A 15718-nucleotide genomic window follows, 5' to 3' on the forward strand; every position below is an offset into this window, starting at 1 on the left:
GGCTCAAGCCTGCTGTATTGCGGAGAGCTTCCAGCTCGATCCATTCTCACGCACGAAGGTCCACAGCTCGGTCGTCTCTGTCGAATGGTCTTCGTCGCCTTCGACGACCTTGCCGCTGGCCCGTTCGCGCGTCACGTCACGAGACTCGTAGCGCAATGCGGCCGTGGCATAGTCGCGGTCATCCTCGCGCCAGCTTTCAGCGACGTCGGCCTGCAGCAAGGTGATGTCCGTTACCTCGTTCCTGAGACCTTTCTGGGCGTTGTCGGCCAGTTCTTCCGACAGATAGGACACCATTTCGGGGGTAACAGCCCGGCGCAGAGCGGCATGGTCTTCGCGCCCGAATGCTTCCTGGACATCGGTCAACAGCTGCTGGAATGCGTCGAGGTCGGTCTGAGCCAGCGTGATCTCATCAGAACCGATGGCCGGAGAGCTTCCGCCCGAACCACCGCCAAAGCCGGGAATTGTGAAGGAGCCTGCAGTCTGCTGCCCTGCCGTTGCGCGGTTCTCAAATTGCGAAGCCTGGGCATTGCCGACACCGGCGAGCGCTGGCGCAGGACCACGCGCCGATTGCGAGCGGAAGAAGCGGATAGCCAGCATGATCGCGCCACCGATGAGCAGGGCCTGAAGCAGGAAACCGAACACGCCGGCCAGGCCGCCGAAGCCTTGGCCGACGAGCAGGCCGAGCAGGCCGCCGAGCAGCAGGCCGCGCATCATCGTTCCACCGAAACCGCTCATGAAGCCGGGCCTCTGCGGGCCGGCCTGCGGCTGCCGGGCCGCGTTGTTCGCACCGGTGTTGGGCGTCATCGAACGCTCGACTGGAGCGGTCGGGGCCGGTGCGGTCCTGGTCGGCGGTGCCGATTGGAACGTGCGCATGCCACGACTGCCGAAACTGCCGCCGCGGCGCGCCTCGGCATGGTCTATCGCAACCATCGAAAACGCCAGGAACAGTCCTGCAAAGAGGGCTGCAAATCGGCTTGTACGGGAAGTCATCGGAGATGAACCTTTGTCTCTGCGGTTTCGGAAGTTTTCAGCCGCCGCCGGGTGCCGGCGTCATGCGGTCAATCGAACAACTCTTCGAAAAATGATTTCTTCCGCTTCGGATAGCGGTGGCCGTGGGAGCGGGAATAATCGTCGTCGCGGCCCTGGCCGTGTTGCGGCTGGGAGAATGCTGCCGGCTGTGGCTGCGGCGCGGGCGCCGCTTCCCTGCCGGAACGCTCGATGATTTTGTCGAGTTCTCCCCGATCAAGCCAGACGCCGCGGCACTGCGGACAGTAGTCGATTTCGATACCCTGGCGTTCGCTCATCACGAGCGCAACGCGGCAGGAGGGGCAAGTCATGCCAAGAAGAGAAGATGTCATACGGGGCTCCAAACCGAAAAAGATTGAGCCCGCTTGACCGAAAACATGGAAACGGGCCCGTTAAAGCGGTCCGACATCACGATCGCCAAAAGCGATAGTCAGAGGGGCCCGGCCCGCGTGAGACAGTTAGGAATGCAACTCGGCGCCTTCAAGAGCGATATCGCCCCCAGGAACGATTTGTTTGTCAACTCCGCTCAAATCATCACCACGATTTTGCCGAACTGCTCGTTTGATTCCAGATACCGATGCGCTTCGACGATCTGGTCGAACGCAAAGGTCCGGTCGATGATCGGTCTTAGTGCCCCACTCTGCAGGCCTTCGACGATGAACGCCTTGGCGGCCTCCAGCTTTACCGGGTTACCGGTGATCTGGTGCACGAGGTAGCCGCGCAGTGTCAGCGTCTTGCTCAGCACCGCTGGCAGCGGGAATGGCGTCGGCGCGTGGCTCAGTCCGCCATATTCGATGAGGATGCCGCTATGCGACATGGCCGCCGTCAGCGGCTCGAAGATCGGGCCGCCGACCGCATCAAACACGACGCGCACGCCTCGCGGCCCGGCGATCTGGTTCAATCGCGCCGCCAGATCCTCCTCCGTCGAGGCCACGACGTCGGCCGCGCCGGCCTCGAGCAGCGCCCGCATCTTCGCCGATGTCCGCGTCACCGCGATCGCGGTCGCGCCGACCTTGTTGGCGATCTGGATCGCCGCAAGCCCGACACTGCTCGATGCTGCTGTGATGACGACGGCGTCTCCGCTGTGCAGCCCGGCGATGTCGATCAGCGCGCCATAAGCGGTGAGATATTGCATCCAGACCGCCGCTGCCGTTTGCCAGTCAAGCGACTGCGGATGCTTGACGACAAGTCGGGCGGGGTAGGTGGCAAGATCGCCATAGGCCGGCCAGCGGATCATCGATTGCGGCGGGATGACACTGACGCTGTCACCTGGCGCGAAATCCTTCACGCCGTCGCCAATAGTCTCGACGACACCCGCCGCTTCAAGACCAAGCCCCGAGGGGAGCGTCGGCGTCTCGATATAGGCCCCCGCGCGCAGCAGCGCTTCGGCGCGATTGAGGCCGAGTGCCTTGACCCGGATTTGAACTTCGCCCGGCCCCGGTGGGGAAAGCGCGACATCCTCGATGCGCAGAACCTCCGGGTCACCATGCTGGTGAAAGCGAACTACGCGTGTCATTCGGGATACTCCAAATCATCTGAACCGAATGAGCTATGCAGCTAGGCTTGCCGGGGATAAATGGCTGTAAGGGAAGAACAGTAGAAACCAGGAGTTTTGAATATGGATCGGCTTGAGAGCATGGCCGTGTTCGTCAGGGCCGTCGACCTCGGCTCGTTCGCACCACGTGGAAAACTGCGGGTCACCATGCCGGCGCATTTCGGCCGCCATTGCGTTGCACCCGTGCTGCTGCGGCTGGCGCGGCAATATCCGATGCTGGAGCTCGACCTGTCGCTCACCGACCGCTTCGCCGATCTTGCCGAAGACGGATACGATCTCGCCATTCGAACCGGTGCTCTGGGCGACAAGGCGGGGTTGATCGCACGCCGCGTCGCGCGCCAGGACATGGTCGTCTGCGCGGCACCCTCCTATCTCAGAGTTCATGGCGAACCGCAGCGTATCGAAGACTTCGCTGATCATCAGGCGATTGTCTACCGCCGGCTCGGCCAAGTCGTTCAGCCGTGGCTGTTTGCGCGCGAGGGGCAATCCGTACAGGAGATTACGCCAACCGGGCGGCTGCGGCTCGACGATCTCGATGCCATCGCCGATGCGGCTGTTGAGAGCATGGGGCTTGCCTGGCTGCCCTGGTGGCTGGTGCGCGAGCGCATTGAAGCCGGCGCGCTGGTAGCACTGTTGCCGGACCAGCCGCGATATCTCTACGACTGCCATGCCCTTTGGCTGCAGACGCCGCATCTGCCGCTGAAGGTGCGGCTGGCCGTCGATGCGCTGGCTGCCGCCTTGCCGAGATCGATGGCCTGATTGCCAATCGCAGCCGCTTTCAGTTGAGGTCGCGCGGATACTCCTTGACCTCACTGCGGTCGACGACCACTTCATCTCCCTCATGGGCAGTGATGTGGGTCTCGATCCGCCAGACATCGCGCAGCGCGCGCACGGTCGCCTTCACCGAAAGGCGCGCCTGCCAGTCGCCGCGGCCATAGGACTTTTCCCAGGTGCAGGTGCCGACCGCCGAGTTCGGATCGTCGGGGTGGATGGTGAACCGGTCGACATGCCTCGCCGCAATGGTCATCTGCGTATGTGGATGCCGCACCGTGCCGCCATCATTGACGACCTGATAGACGGTCTCGCCGGTGACCTGGTCCGTCGACACCGAGCGCTGAAAGCCGTCGCCCTTGGCCAGAACCTCCTGCTCCATCGGCACAGCGCTTTCCGGAGCCAGGAAAGCCCCCAGCGTGTCGTCCAGCTTCTGCGGTGGGCGCACCGGCAGGATCAGCCGGCTGTCGCCGCAATGGATCGACAGCGTCGCCTGCTCGGCGGTCGGGAAGACGATGGGCCAATGCGATGTCGCCAGTGCCAGCCGGATACGCTCGCCAACCTCGAAACGCTGCCCGCAGCAGCGCAGCTTGATGCGCACCGTTTCCGCCTGGCCCGGCACCATGGGTGCGATGTCCAGATCATCGTTGCGATGGCTCAGGTTGAGGATGCCATAGCTGATGCGCGAGGCAGCACCTTCAGGGAACACTTGCGACAGCGTGGCGGACAGAAGGGCGACGGGCTTGTCAGAGGAGAGCCTGACCTCGAATTCGGGGAAACCAAGGATCTCGATGGCTTCGGTCAACGGCGCGGTCTCGAAGATCAGGGCATTGCCTTCCTCCGTGCGCTGGTCGACCGGCAAAGTCGGCATGACGCCATAACCGCACCAGGCGCCGGACGACAGGCCGGCCGTCTGCGGCGACGAAATCTCCAGGATCGTATCTTCGCCCCTGGCCTCGCTCAGCACATGCGGCGCAAGGTTCAGCACCTTTTCGCCAACGCCCGGCCCCGGCCACGCCGGCTCGGCGACCCAGCGGCCGGGCCGCTTGGCTCGTCGACAAGGATGCCGATGGCGGCGTCGATTCCGATGCGATCAGCTGGATGTGGGACGTCACCACGGTGCAGGACAAGAAGATCACCGAGGACAATGCCGACGGCATCATGTCGCGCGCCTACCGGCCGGGGCCCTACACGCCGCTGGAAAGCCAGACCTCGTTCTTCGTGCAGACCTATCTGTCGGAACTGCGGTCGCTGATCACCGGCACGCGCGGAGCGCCGGTCAGCCAGTGGTCCGCGCCGAAGGAGCTTTTCGCATCGCCGAAAGCGGCGAGCTGCAATACGCGGCTCTGACCCGCGGCCGAAGATGCCTCTTTGAGGCGTCGCGTTCCGATGCCATATGAAGGTGGCCGACGGAATGTTGCGGGAGAGGTGGTCATGACCAAAGGTTCGGATTTGTTCGTCGCGGCCCTTGAGAACGAAGGGGTCGAACGGATTTTCGGCATTCCGGGCGAAGAAAATCTCGATATCGTCGAATCCATCCGCCGCTCCTCGATCCAGTTGATCCTGACCCGTCACGAGCAGGCAGCCGCTTTCATGGCCGCCACCTATGGTAGGCTTACCGGAAAGCCGGGTGTGTGTATCACTACGCTTGGCCCAGGCGCGCTCAACCTTTCGACCGGTTCGGCCTATGCGCTGCTCGGCGCGATGCCGATGATCATGATCACCGGCCAGAAGGGCATCCTGTCATCCCGGCAGGCGCGCTTCCAGATCGTCGACATCGTCGCGGCGATGAAGCCGCTGACCAAGCTGTCGCGCCAGATCGTCTCGCCGAAGATGATCCCCTCGCTGGTGCGCGAAGCTTTCCGTGTCGCCCAGGAAGAGCGTCCCGGCCCCGTGCATCTGGAACTGCCGGAAGACATTGCGGCGGCCGAGTGCGAACCGATCGCGCTGGTGCCGACGCACCCGGTCGAACTGCCGCTGGCCAGTCCAGGCGCGCTTGATCGCGCCGCCCGTATGATCCTGGAAGCCAGGCGCCCGCTGCTGATGTTCGGCGCGGCGGCGTCGCGACCGCGCGTGACCCCCGATGTCGCGCAGTTCGTGCTGCGGACGCAAATTCCCTATTTCACCACGCAGATGGGCAAGGGCACCGTGCCTGGCGGCACGGAGCTCTATATGGGAACGGCAGCCCTTTCGGAGCGCGACTACGTGCACGAGGCCATCGAGCAGGCCGATCTGATCATCACCATCGGTCACGACACCGTGGAGAAGCCGCCCTTCATCATGGGGGCGAAGGGGCCGAAGGTCATTCATGTCGGCTACCAATCAGCCGATGTCGAGCAGGTCTATTTCCCGCAAGCCGAAATCGTCGGCGACCTCGGCCCTTCGCTGGCGCTGCTGGCCGACCGCATCGAGGGCAAGATCCCCAACGCGCAGGCCCTGCTGCCGCTGCGAGAAGGCATTCTGAGCCGGATCGCCGCGCGGGCCACCGAAGATCGTTTCACGCCGCAGCGCATCGTGCACGACGTGCGCGCCGTGATGCCGGCCGACGGGATCCTCGCCCTCGACAACGGCATGTACAAGATCTGGTTCGCGCGCAACTACCGGACGCGCATGGCAAACACGATCCTGCTCGACAATGCGCTGGCCACCATGGGCGCGGGCTTGCCGTCGGCGATGATGGCGGCACTGCTCTATCCGCAGCGCCGTGTCATGGCCATCTGCGGCGATGGCGGCTTCATGATGAACAGCCAGGAATTGGAGACCGCCGTCAGGCTCAAGCTCAACCTCGTCGTCCTGCTGCTCGAGGACCATGCCTATGGCATGATCCGCTGGAAGCAGGCGGTTGACGAATTTCCGGATTTCGGCATGACCTTCGGAAATCCCGATTTCGTCAAGTATGCCGAGGCTTATGGCGCCAAGGGAACCAGGGTTGCAGAGATCGCCGACTTGCGGCCGGCGCTGGAACAGGCCTTCACCGGCGGCGGCGTGCATCTCGTCGTTGTGCCTATCGACTATTCCGAAAACACCAGGGTGCTCGTCGACGAATTGCGCGAGCGTCTGCCTGCGCCGCAGACGCCCTGACGGCAGCGACAAAGCCGCCGTCAGGATTGCTTGGGCGGAAGACCCTACACCTTGCAGTAAGGCGTTACCGGCGCGATGGTGCCGAAATCCTTAGCGATCTCGTAGCCGATGCCGTCGGCCGCCGCCTTGCCTACATAGGAATGGCAGAGTGTGTGGTTGTTGGTGGCGTCGACGCGGATCTTGCCTTGCGGTGCGTCGAACTCGATCGACGGCAGCGCGGCCAATACATCGTCGTCCTTCAGCGATCCCGCCTTCTCCGCGGCCAGCGCGTAGAGATGCAGGCCGTTGTAGCCGGCCTCCCCGATGCCGTTGACCATCTTCTCCTGGCCGAATTTCTCACGGAAGCTGGAGATGAACTTTTTGTTGACCGGATTGTCCAGCGCCATCCAGTAGGGCTGCGGCGCATAGGTGCCGGCCGCAACGCCGGGCGGCAGCGCGTCCTTGTTGAAGACCTCGTCGAGCGGGGCGATCAGCGGCTGCTTGATGTCGAAGCTGCGATACTGCTTGAGCTGGGTGACGGCGTCGTTGCCGACCACCATCGACCAGACGACATCGGGCTTCAGCGACTTGATCTTCTGGAAGGCCGGGCCGAAATCTGTGGTCCCGAACGGATAGTAATCGGCGCCGATGATCTTGCCGCCGGCCTTCTCATAGGCCGCCGTGATCGCCTCGGTCATCTTCTGCGGCCAGGCATAGTCCGAAGCCATGACATAGATCGTCTTGCCGAGGTTCTCTGCCACCCATGGCATCATCGGGTCGACCTGCTGCATCGGGATCGGGCCGGTGGCGACGAAGTAGCGGTTGCATTCGCCGCCTTCGAAATTGGTCGGGTAGAAGAACAGCTTCTTGGCCTTCGAGGTGACCGACAGCGTGGCGCTGCGCTCAGGCGAAATGATCGTGCCCATGATCACGTCGACCTTGTCTTCGTTGATGAGCTTGCGCGCCTTGTCGATGGAGCCCTTGGTCGTGGTCTGGTTGTCCTCGATGATGAGTTCGACCTGGCGCCCGCCAATGCCGTTGGCGGCGTTGAGTTCGGCGGCGGCGAGCTTGTAGCAATTGAGCAACGTCTCGCCGAGGATCGCCTGCAGTCCGGTGATCGGGATCGACAGGCCGACCTTGACGGTGTCGGCGGCGCGCAGGATCGACGGCGCGCCGACTATGGCGAAGGCGGCGGCAGCGCCGCCCGATTTCAAGACAGTTCTTCTGCTTATCATTGTTGTGTTCCCTTCCAGTCCCAGGCGCGCCCCATGCACGCCTTACAAAGCCAACAGGTCCTTCAGCAGGGTCTCGTCGGCGAAGGTCTCAGGCGCACCTTCGTGGACGATCCTGCCCTTCTCCATCACCAGGCAGCGGTCCGATGCCTTGAGAACGAGATCGAGATTCTGCTCGACAAGAATGATCGCGATGCCGCGCTCGCGGGCGATGCGCGGCACCAGTTCGGCGATCGACTGCACGATGTTCGGCTGGATGCCTTCCGAGGGCTCGTCGAGCAGCAGCACCGAGGGCAGGCCGCAGAGCGCGCGGCCGATCGCCAGCATTTGCTGCTGGCCGCCCGAAAGCGTGCCGGCGACCTGCGCTTCGCGTTCGCGCAGGATTGGAAAATAGCCGAAGATGTCGGCCGGAATGCCGCCGTCGCCACGGTCCTTGGCAGCGCGGGTGCCGACCTCCAGGTTTTGCCGCACCGTCAGCTGGTTAAAGATCCCGCGCCCCTGCGGCACATGCGCGATGCCTGCGCGCGCACGGCGGAAAGCCGGCGCGTTGGTGAGATCCTTGTCTCCGAGAACCACCGCCCCGCCGCTTGCCCGCAAGCCGCCGGAGATGACGCGCAGCAGCGTTGTCTTGCCTGCGCCGTTACGGCCGAGCAAGCCCACGACTTCGCCCAGCGCGACGCTGAGGTCGATGCCGTTCAGCACGGGGAGCAGACCGTAGCCGGCCGACACCGCCATTGTTCGCAGCATGATCAGCGCCTCCCCAGATAGACATCGCGGACCATCTCGTCGGTCTCGATGTCATGGAAAGGACCGCTGCGCAGCCGGCGTCCCTGATGCAGCACCAACGTCTCGCAGTTCAGCGCCCGCACGAAGCGGATGTCGTGCTCGACGGCAACGATCGAGAATTCACCTTTGAGTCGCAGCAGCATCTGCGCCGTCGCCAGCGTCTCCTGCGGCGTCATGCCGGCAGTGGGTTCATCGAGCAACAGCAGGCGCGGCTCTATCGCCAACGCCATGCCGATCTCCAGCCATTGCTTCTGGCCATGCGCGAGTTCGCCGGCCAACGTGGCGGCGCGGTTGGTCAGTGCGACCAGCTCCAAGAGTTCGCCAACCGGGCGCGCAGGCGAAGGCGCCCCCCAGCGCGCGACCTTGAGATTATCCTCCACCGAGAGGCTCGGGAAGACAGAGGGGATCTGGAACTTGCGGGCAATGCCGAGCCGGGCGATGCGATGCAGCGGCAAGCCGGCTATGTCGTGGCCGAGGAAGCGCACGCTGCCGCTGGTCGGACGCAGCGTGCCGGTCAGCACGTTGAGGAAGGTGCTCTTGCCAGCGCCGTTCGGCCCGATGATGCAGCAGAGTTCCTTGTCGCGCACCGTGAGGTTCAGAGCCTCCAGCGCCTGCAGCCCGCCAAAGCGGATACCGACGTTCTCGGCCTGCAGCAGGATGTCGCTCATTGCGCGCGCCTCCCGCCCTTGAACAGGCCTTTCAGCCGCGCGTAGATCGACAGGATGCCATCCGGCAGGACGAAGACGATGATGACGAAGACACAGCCGAGCAGAAGGGGCCACAGGCTCGGGTTGAAGCTGCTGATCGTCTGCTGCGCGCGCTGAATGAAGATGGCGCCCAGTACTGGCCCAAGCAGCGTGCCGCGCCCGCCGACCGCCACCCAGACGATCACCTCCGTCGACAGGAGCAGTCCGGACAGGTCGGGCGCCACCAGTCCTGCCATGCAGACATAGAGCGCGCCGGCAAGTCCGGCGATCGCCGCCGACAAGACGAAAGTAACGAGCAGCCGCAACGGCGCATTGTGGCCGAGCGCGGCCGCCCGGACTTCATTGTCCTGGATTGCGGTCAGCACCGTGCCCCAGCGGCCGCGGCTGATCGACCACAGCGCCAGCACCGTCACGGCGACGATAGCCGAGACGAAGATATAGGAGGGCAGATCCTGGCTCAGATCGACATGCAGGCCGCCAAGATCGAACTCGATCGGCGGAATGCCGATCAGGCCGCTGTCGCCGCCGGTGACCGAACTCCAGGAAACCGCGGCCTGCTGGCAGATGACGCCCATGGCCAGCGTGACGATGGTGAAATAGCTGCCACGAATGCCGCCGAAGAACAGGAAGTAGCCGATGATGGCGGCGACGAAGGCCGCACCCGCCACCGCACCGATGATGCCAAGCAGGCTTCCGAAGGGGATGGCATCATTGAGCGTAACCAGCGCCATGATGTAGCCGCCGATGCCGAAGAAGGCGGCGTGGCCGAAACACAGGATTCCGGTGCGGCCCCAGAAGAAGTCGAGGCTCGCCGCGAACAGGCCGAAGATCAGCGCGTCGCGGATCACCGTCAACTGATAGCCGCCGGCAAAGAACGGATAGATGATCGCGAGCGCCACGCAGACGGCAAAGATCATCAGCCAGTTGCGGTCGCGGGCGATCATCGCGACGCTCCGTTGAACAGGCCGTTGGGCCGCAGACGGACAGCGACGATGGCAGCCAGCAGCACGATCGCCTGCGCCAGCGACGGCGAAATCTGATAATTGAGGATGCTGGTCAGTCCGCCGACGAAGACGCTGCCGGCGACAAGGCCGCCGATCGAGCCGACACCACCGACGATGACGACGAAGAAGGCGTTGGCGAGATAGTTCACCCCCATCTGCGGCAGCACGATTGCCAGCGGTGCGACCAGTCCGCCGGCAAGGCCGGCGATTGCCGCGCCGAAGGTGAAGGCGATGGCGTAGGTGCGCCGGGTATTGATGCCGACGCCTTCGGCCATCTCGCGGTTCTGGATGACGGTGCGGATGTCGAGACCGAAGGGCGTCCGGCTGATCAACAGGATGACGCCGAGCAAGGTCAGCATGGCAATGCCGATCAGGATCAGCCGGTAGGCCGGATAGACGGTAAAGAAAAGATCGAGCGTGCCCTCGATCGGCGGCGTCACCGGCTTGGCGCCGAGCCCGAAGATCAGTTCCAGCCCTTGCTGCAGGATCAGGCTGACGCCCCAGGTGGCAAGCACGGTCGAGACCGGCCTGGAATAGAGATGGCGGATGATGGCGAACTCGAGGATACAGCCGACCACCGCGCCGGCAACGGGCGCCGCCGCCAGGCCCAGCCAGAACGAGCCGCCCACGCTCTGGACGAAATAAACCGCGAAAGCGCCGACGGTGACGAACTCGCCATGCGCCAAATTGGTCACGTTCATCAGCCCGAAGCTGATCGCCAGCCCGAGCCCGACCAGAATCAGGATACTGATCAGCGTCAGCGCATTGAGCAGCGTGGTGATGAGAAAATCCATCGCGTCAGGCCGCACTGGCGAGACGTTGGCGCAGGCCGGCGAGCAGGCCTTCGGCGGCATCGATCGCCGCGGCCTGATGCGACTGCAGATCCTGCCCCGCCCATTCGTCGATATGCTCCGACAACGGGTCGACCACTTCGGTGCGATGGTTGGCCAGAGTCTCGATGACGGCATGGCCGCAGAACGGCACATAGCCCTCGGAGTAGCCGCCCTCATGGGTCATCATCAGGCGCCCTTGCGAAGTTTCGGCGGCCAGCGCCACCATGCGCGCGGCGAGCCGCCTGAAGCATTCGCTGTTGAGCATCATGCGGCCGAGCGGATCAAAGCCGGACGCATCGAAGCCGGACGCGACGATGACGAGGTCCGGTCTGTAGGCACGCAGCGCCGGCGCGACGACACGGTCGAAAGTCGCTTCATAGGCGCCGGTGCCGCTGCCCGCCGGCAGCGGTATGTTTATGTTGTAGCCTTCGCCGGCATCTTTGCCGTTGTCGGCCAGCGCACCGCGCCCGGTCGGGTAGAGATTGTCCTGATGCAAGGAAATGGTCAGCACCGACGGGTCGGAATAGAACACCGTCTCGGTGCCGTTGCCGTGGTGCACATCCCAGTCGACCACTGCGGCGCGGCCAAGCAGGCCTTCATGCTGCAGCCGGCGGACAGCGACGCCGATGTTGGAGAACAGGCAGTTGCCCATCGCCTGATCAGGCTCGGCATGGTGCCCCGGCGGCCGCGCCAGCGCATAGGCATTGTCGACGCGTCCGGTCAGCACGGCGCGCATCGCGGCATAGGTGGTGCCGGCAGACAGCAGCGCGATGTCGAAGCTGTTGAGGCCGATTGGCGCCTGCGGCCCGGCGAAACCGGAGCCGCGCTCGCTGAGCATCCTGATGTCGTCAACGTGACGTTGCGTGTGGACGCGCAACAGGTCCTCGACCGAGACCGGCTCGGGGATAATCGGGACGAGATGGCGCGACAGGCCGCTGACCTGGATGAGGTTGTTCAGCCGCCGCTTCGAGCCAGGGGATTCCAGATGGCGGCCGGGTTCCACGAAACGGCCGGGAGGCATCATGTCGGCGCTGGAGCCGGTGTCATGCCACATCAGCTGTTCGTGAAAAACGTAGCCTGTCGCCATTCGCAGCGTCCTCTAAAAACCAGGTGACGCTAGCAGGCTAACGATCATGTGGCCCGACCCGAAAGAGGGGCTGCGCCTGTATCTATGCCCCTCCTTTCGGAGGGGTATAGGCGCCTGCTGACCCTTGCGCGGCGCGCACCGCCTGCACCCGGTTGGATACCGCAAGCTTGCCGAAAATGTTCTTCAGGTGCCATTTCACCGTGGTTTCGCTCACCGACAGCGCCAAGGCGATATCGCGATTGGACATGCCCTCAGTGAGATAGCGCAGCAGTTCGGCCTCGCGCTGGGTGAGCTGTTCCTTCTCAGCGGCTGGTGCGGCCAGCTTGCGCGCCGCCACGGGCATCGCCTGCGCTGCATCGATGATGCGCGTGGCATAGGCTGACAGCGCGGGGTCGGTCTTCGCCTGGGCAGCACGCAGCCGCATCAACCCTTCGACGACAGACCTTCCCTCGTCGACGAAGGAACGGATGAAGCCGGAAGGTTGGGCGAGACGCAACGCATCGAGGAGATTGCGGTCTGCCTCGCGTTGGTCGTGGGCAGCGCTGGCCGCTTTGGCTCGCAGGATCAGCGCCAATATATGGCGACGCATGCGCCCGCTGGTTCTCGTGCGCTCCAGAAGCGCGTCGAAAACCCCCGCTGCATTGGCATAGGATTTTTCCGCCGTCAGCAAACGGCCCTCGGCAAAGAACTCGAACTCGTTTGCGGTGGTGATGACCGTCGAAGTCTCGGTCTCTTCGCCGCGATGCTCGGCCAGCAGCGCGCGCGCCTCGGCATTGCGGTTCTGGTCGAGCAGCACACGTACGCGGTCATGCATGATCATCGATGCCAGGCGGCGATACACCGTGCCGCGCACGCGTTGATAGACGCGCTCCAGCATGTCCAGTGCGGCTTCGGTGCGACCGGTCAGCTGCAGCACACGGGCATAGGTCGGCACGCTGGCAAGGGGATAGACGATGACCGCCGCGCCCTCGATCTGCGGGCCGAGATTCTCGACCAGGGTCAGCGCTTCGCCCGACGCATTGGTCTCGTAGGCGAGCTCGGCTAGCAGCGTTCCGGCCAAGGCCTCGGCATAGGAATTAGCACCGATCCGCGCCCTGGCCTCGATGATGGCGTTGCGCAGCAGCCGCTCGGCGGCGGGCAAGCGGCCCGCCGAACGCTCGACAACGGCCATGTAGCAATTGGCAATGGTGACGCCGAGCAGGCTGCCGCTTCGCTCATGCGCCCGTCGCGCCGCATCGATCGCGGCGCGGGCACCTTCGAGGTCACCCAGCGCATAGAGGTTGTAGCCGATGACATTGGCGGTCGCGCCTTCCATGAACCAGGCATCGGGTGAGATGACGCGCAGGGCCGCAAGTGCTGTGTCGCGCGCCTGATCGAACTGCTCCAGCGTGCTGTGGACGGCAGCGGCGAGAACCACCAGTTCGGCCTCGATCGTTGTGCCGGTCATGGTGCCTGGGTCATTGCTGTCAGTCGGTCCGGTCTCGACCAGCTTGCGCGCATTGCTCAGCGTCTGCTGGGCAATCTCGGGTTGGCTGCTGTGCACCGCCAGCCAAAGCACCACCAGTTGCAGCCGGATGCGCTGGTCGATCAGTTTCCTAGGCAGCAGCGCGAGCAGCTGGCGCACGTAGAGAAGCTGGCACTGGGCGATGAGGTCGAGCGCGTTGTTTTCGACGAATACCGCCGCGCGTGCCTGGTCGCCGGCGGCCAGCGCGTACCCGATCGCCTCGGTCAGCATCTTGCGTTCGCCGAACCATTCGGCGGCCGCCAGATGCAGCGGCGCGATCATCTCCGGTTCGCGCCGTTCCATTTCGCGGCTGAGGAAATCGCGGAACAGATGATGGTAGCGGAACCAGCGTCGCTCTTCATCGAGCGGCACCAGGAACAGGTTGCGCGTCTCGATCTCGGTAATCGCCGCCTCGGCATCCGCCGCGCGCATCACCGCCCGGCAGGCTTCGGCGCTGAAGCGTTCGAAGATCGAACTGTAGAGCAGGAATTTTGCGATTGCCGGCGGCAGCTCCAGAAACACTTCGCCCATCAGGAAGTCGGCGACGTTGCGGTTGGCGCCGGTAAAATTGCCGATGACGGTTTCGGGTGCGTGTGCGGCACTCAGCGAGAGCGAGGCGAGCTGCAGGCCGGCGGCCCATCCTTCGGTACGCGAGCACAAGGTCTCCACTGTGCCGCTGCTGACGCTCAGGCCCAGCTTCTCGTTGAAGAAAGCCTCGGCCTCGGACGAGGCGAAACGCAGATCGTCGGGGCCGATTTCGAAGATGTCGCCCAGCACCCTGAGCTTGCCGAGTTGCAGATCGGGCAGGCTGCGCGAGCCGATGACGAAGGCGACGTTTGCCGGCGCCTGCCGGGTCAGGCGCTCCATGAACCGCTTCACCGCCGTCGCCTCGACAGCGTGGTAGTCGTCGAAGAACAGCGTGATGTCAGCTTCGCGCGCTGCAAGGCCCGTGACCAGTGCCGCGAGCATAACATCGAGCTGGGGGATCGGGCTGGACTGGAAGGCAAGGTCGAGTTCCGCTGGGCTCTGGACGAGATGGCGGAGCGCGCCCACCAGATGCGACAGGAAGGCGCCCTCGTCATTGTCGGTTGCCTCGCAGGATAGCCATGCGGTCAGCCGACCGTGGCGCGCGACCTCCGTGGCCCATTGCGCCATTGTCGTCGATTTGCCGAAGCCGGCGGGCGCGGCGAACAGCACGATCCGCGTGTCGATGTGGCGCTCCAGCGTCGACAGGATGGTCTCGCGGCGCACCCATCGGCGATGGTGCGGCGACGCTTGGCTGACGGATTGCGGAGCTGTTCTCATCTAGGTCCGTGCAACCTGCCGCTTTTCCGGGAAAGCGCGGCTCCCTTGCCATTGCTCCACTCCGTTTCGATCAGCGGAATCTGCGGTGCGGCATCGCGCGGCAAGGTTCCCTTGATCCGGGGATCGTCGATGATCTCAAATCCGGTCGCGAAGGGGACGAACCCGCAGGCACTGTAGAACCCGATGACACTGTGATGATCGAAGCTGCTTGTATGCAGCCAGATGCGGCTCGGGTTGAGACGCCATGCGAGGTCCAGTGCCCCGGCCATCAGCCGTTTGCCGAAACCCCTGCCGGTCAGGGACGGGAACAGGCCAAAATAGGTGATCTCGATCTCGCTGCTGTCGGCGACGAAGAATTCGACCATACCGAGATGCGCGCCGGTCTCGTCATGGCCGTAGTAGAGATGCTGGCGCGGGTCGGCGAAATGCTCGGTGATTTCGGCATCGGACATTTCGGAAACACGGTCCCAAAGCCAGGGCGCGCCGATCTCTAGGAAAATCGCCCGGTAGGAAGCGCAGTCGGTGGGCGTGATCCGTGTCATGGCCAAGGGGTGCGCGAGATCGGGCTGCGGCGAGCGCGCCTCCATCCACGTCACCGCATTGGCAAGCTTGCCCGCCGGCAGGCGATGGTAGCCAATGGCGAGATCGGTGATTTCGGCCGGCATCGTGTCTTCGGTGATCAACGCATTCCTCGTCATGTCTTCCAGAGATAGCAGTATCGGCTTGCTGCATCCGATGCCAACTCCCCAGACCATGGCAGCATTGAACGGCAAGTCCTGGACTGAAAGTTTGGCGCGTATGCCTCTTGCATTTCACAGAAATGGCATATGAGATATGATACACCATTC

14 protein-coding genes and 1 pseudogene are annotated in these 15718 nt (G+C 64.0%); 3 read left to right on the top strand and 12 right to left on the bottom strand.

What is annotated here, in order from left to right; all coding sequences use genetic code 11:
* Positions 1-3: 3 nt before the first annotated feature.
* From NKI99_RS00370 to NKI99_RS00380, 3 genes are all read right to left on the bottom strand, one after another.
* Positions 4-990, bottom strand: coding sequence for a Tim44 domain-containing protein (locus NKI99_RS00370; protein WP_128302361.1), 987 nt, complete (start codon positions 988-990; stop codon positions 4-6).
* A gap of 68 nt (positions 991-1058) precedes the next feature.
* Positions 1059-1358 carry a TFIIB-type zinc ribbon-containing protein gene (locus NKI99_RS00375; RefSeq protein ID WP_023808853.1) on the bottom strand — a complete coding sequence of 100 codons (300 nt, stop codon included), beginning with the start codon at positions 1356-1358 and terminating at the stop codon, positions 1059-1061.
* A 194-nt stretch (positions 1359-1552) separates the two neighbouring features.
* On the bottom strand, positions 1553-2542 hold the full coding sequence (locus NKI99_RS00380; RefSeq protein ID WP_352609315.1) for a zinc-dependent alcohol dehydrogenase family protein: 990 nt from the start codon (positions 2540-2542) through the stop codon (positions 1553-1555).
* A gap of 102 nt (positions 2543-2644) precedes the next feature.
* Here NKI99_RS00380 and NKI99_RS00385 point away from each other — a divergent pair, with 102 nt between their 5' ends.
* Positions 2645-3340 carry a LysR substrate-binding domain-containing protein gene (locus tag NKI99_RS00385; protein WP_352609316.1) on the top strand — a complete coding sequence of 232 codons (696 nt, stop codon included), beginning with the start codon at positions 2645-2647 and terminating at the stop codon, positions 3338-3340.
* Positions 3341-3359: 19 nt separating this feature from the next.
* Here NKI99_RS00385 and NKI99_RS00390 read toward each other — a convergent pair.
* A pseudogene (locus NKI99_RS00390) lies at positions 3360-4379 on the bottom strand (CocE/NonD family hydrolase C-terminal non-catalytic domain-containing protein); the annotation flags it as partial.
* A gap of 65 nt (positions 4380-4444) precedes the next feature.
* On the opposite strand from NKI99_RS00390, the gene NKI99_RS00395 reads away from it, so the two are divergent.
* Together NKI99_RS00395 and NKI99_RS00400 are read left to right on the top strand one after the other, a co-directional pair.
* Complete coding sequence (locus NKI99_RS00395) at positions 4445-4702, top strand: SRPBCC family protein (protein ID WP_352609456.1); 258 nt, start codon at positions 4445-4447, stop codon at positions 4700-4702.
* An 84-nt stretch (positions 4703-4786) separates the two neighbouring features.
* Entirely contained in the window at positions 4787-6433 is a 1647-nt protein-coding gene (locus NKI99_RS00400; RefSeq protein WP_352609317.1) for an acetolactate synthase large subunit, read from the top strand.
* Between the two features lie 44 nt (positions 6434-6477).
* On the opposite strand, the gene NKI99_RS00405 is transcribed toward NKI99_RS00400, so the two are convergent.
* The 8 genes from NKI99_RS00405 to NKI99_RS00440 all read right to left on the bottom strand — a co-directional run bounded on the left by NKI99_RS00405 (position 6478) and on the right by NKI99_RS00440 (position 15568).
* A complete protein-coding gene (locus NKI99_RS00405) occupies positions 6478-7647 on the bottom strand; it encodes a substrate-binding protein (RefSeq protein ID WP_023808839.1) in 1170 nt (389 codons plus the stop codon).
* A gap of 42 nt (positions 7648-7689) precedes the next feature.
* Positions 7690-8391, bottom strand: coding sequence for an ABC transporter ATP-binding protein (locus NKI99_RS00410; RefSeq protein ID WP_023808838.1), 702 nt, complete (start codon positions 8389-8391; stop codon positions 7690-7692).
* A gap of 2 nt (positions 8392-8393) precedes the next feature.
* Positions 8394-9098 carry an ATP-binding cassette domain-containing protein gene (locus NKI99_RS00415; RefSeq protein ID WP_023808837.1) on the bottom strand — a complete coding sequence of 235 codons (705 nt, stop codon included), beginning with the start codon at positions 9096-9098 and terminating at the stop codon, positions 8394-8396.
* Positions 9095-10081, bottom strand: coding sequence for a branched-chain amino acid ABC transporter permease (locus NKI99_RS00420; protein ID WP_023808836.1), 987 nt, complete (start codon positions 10079-10081; stop codon positions 9095-9097). The genes NKI99_RS00415 and NKI99_RS00420 overlap by 4 nt, the downstream gene beginning before the upstream one ends.
* On the bottom strand, positions 10078-10995 hold the full coding sequence (urtB, locus tag NKI99_RS00425) for an urea ABC transporter permease subunit UrtB (RefSeq protein WP_352609318.1): 918 nt from the start codon (positions 10993-10995) through the stop codon (positions 10078-10080). Before urtB ends, NKI99_RS00420 begins: the two co-directional genes overlap by 4 nt.
* Positions 10940-12061 carry a histone deacetylase-like amidohydrolase gene (locus NKI99_RS00430; protein WP_023808834.1) on the bottom strand — a complete coding sequence of 374 codons (1122 nt, stop codon included), beginning with the start codon at positions 12059-12061 and terminating at the stop codon, positions 10940-10942. Before NKI99_RS00430 ends, urtB begins: the two co-directional genes overlap by 56 nt.
* 82 nt (positions 12062-12143) lie before the next feature.
* On the bottom strand, positions 12144-14870 hold the full coding sequence (locus tag NKI99_RS00435) for a winged helix-turn-helix domain-containing protein (protein ID WP_128302367.1): 2727 nt from the start codon (positions 14868-14870) through the stop codon (positions 12144-12146).
* Positions 14867-15568, bottom strand: coding sequence for a GNAT family N-acetyltransferase (locus NKI99_RS00440; RefSeq protein WP_352609319.1), 702 nt, complete (start codon positions 15566-15568; stop codon positions 14867-14869). Before NKI99_RS00440 ends, NKI99_RS00435 begins: the two co-directional genes overlap by 4 nt.
* Between the last annotated feature and the right edge of the window lie 150 nt (positions 15569-15718).

Source organism: Mesorhizobium sp. M0239, assembly GCF_040321815.1.
GTDB lineage: Bacteria > Pseudomonadota > Alphaproteobacteria > Rhizobiales > Rhizobiaceae > Mesorhizobium.

Excerpts from the sequence above, each read along its gene's own strand:
- NKI99_RS00370 (WP_128302361.1), bottom strand. The coding sequence starts at position 990 with ATGACTTCCCGTACAAGCCGATTTGCAGCCCTCTTTGCAGGACTGTTC.
- NKI99_RS00375 (WP_023808853.1), bottom strand. The coding sequence starts at position 1,358 with ATGACATCTTCTCTTCTTGGCATGACTTGCCCCTCCTGCCGCGTTGCG.
- NKI99_RS00380 (WP_352609315.1), bottom strand. The coding sequence starts at position 2,542 with ATGACACGCGTAGTTCGCTTTCACCAGCATGGTGACCCGGAGGTTCTG.
- NKI99_RS00385 (WP_352609316.1), top strand. The coding sequence starts at position 2,645 with ATGGATCGGCTTGAGAGCATGGCCGTGTTCGTCAGGGCCGTCGACCTC.
- NKI99_RS00400 (WP_352609317.1), top strand. The coding sequence starts at position 4,787 with ATGACCAAAGGTTCGGATTTGTTCGTCGCGGCCCTTGAGAACGAAGGG.
- NKI99_RS00405 (WP_023808839.1), bottom strand. The coding sequence starts at position 7,647 with ATGATAAGCAGAAGAACTGTCTTGAAATCGGGCGGCGCTGCCGCCGCC.
- NKI99_RS00410 (WP_023808838.1), bottom strand. The coding sequence starts at position 8,391 with ATGCTGCGAACAATGGCGGTGTCGGCCGGCTACGGTCTGCTCCCCGTG.
- NKI99_RS00415 (WP_023808837.1), bottom strand. The coding sequence starts at position 9,098 with ATGAGCGACATCCTGCTGCAGGCCGAGAACGTCGGTATCCGCTTTGGC.
- NKI99_RS00420 (WP_023808836.1), bottom strand. The coding sequence starts at position 10,081 with ATGATCGCCCGCGACCGCAACTGGCTGATGATCTTTGCCGTCTGCGTG.
- urtB (WP_352609318.1), bottom strand. The coding sequence starts at position 10,995 with ATGCCGCCGAAGGCCTGCTCGCCGGCCTGCGCCAACGTCTCGCCAGTG.
- NKI99_RS00430 (WP_023808834.1), bottom strand. The coding sequence starts at position 12,061 with ATGGCGACAGGCTACGTTTTTCACGAACAGCTGATGTGGCATGACACC.
- NKI99_RS00435 (WP_128302367.1), bottom strand. The coding sequence starts at position 14,870 with ATGAGAACAGCTCCGCAATCCGTCAGCCAAGCGTCGCCGCACCATCGC.
- NKI99_RS00440 (WP_352609319.1), bottom strand. The coding sequence starts at position 15,568 with ATGACGAGGAATGCGTTGATCACCGAAGACACGATGCCGGCCGAAATC.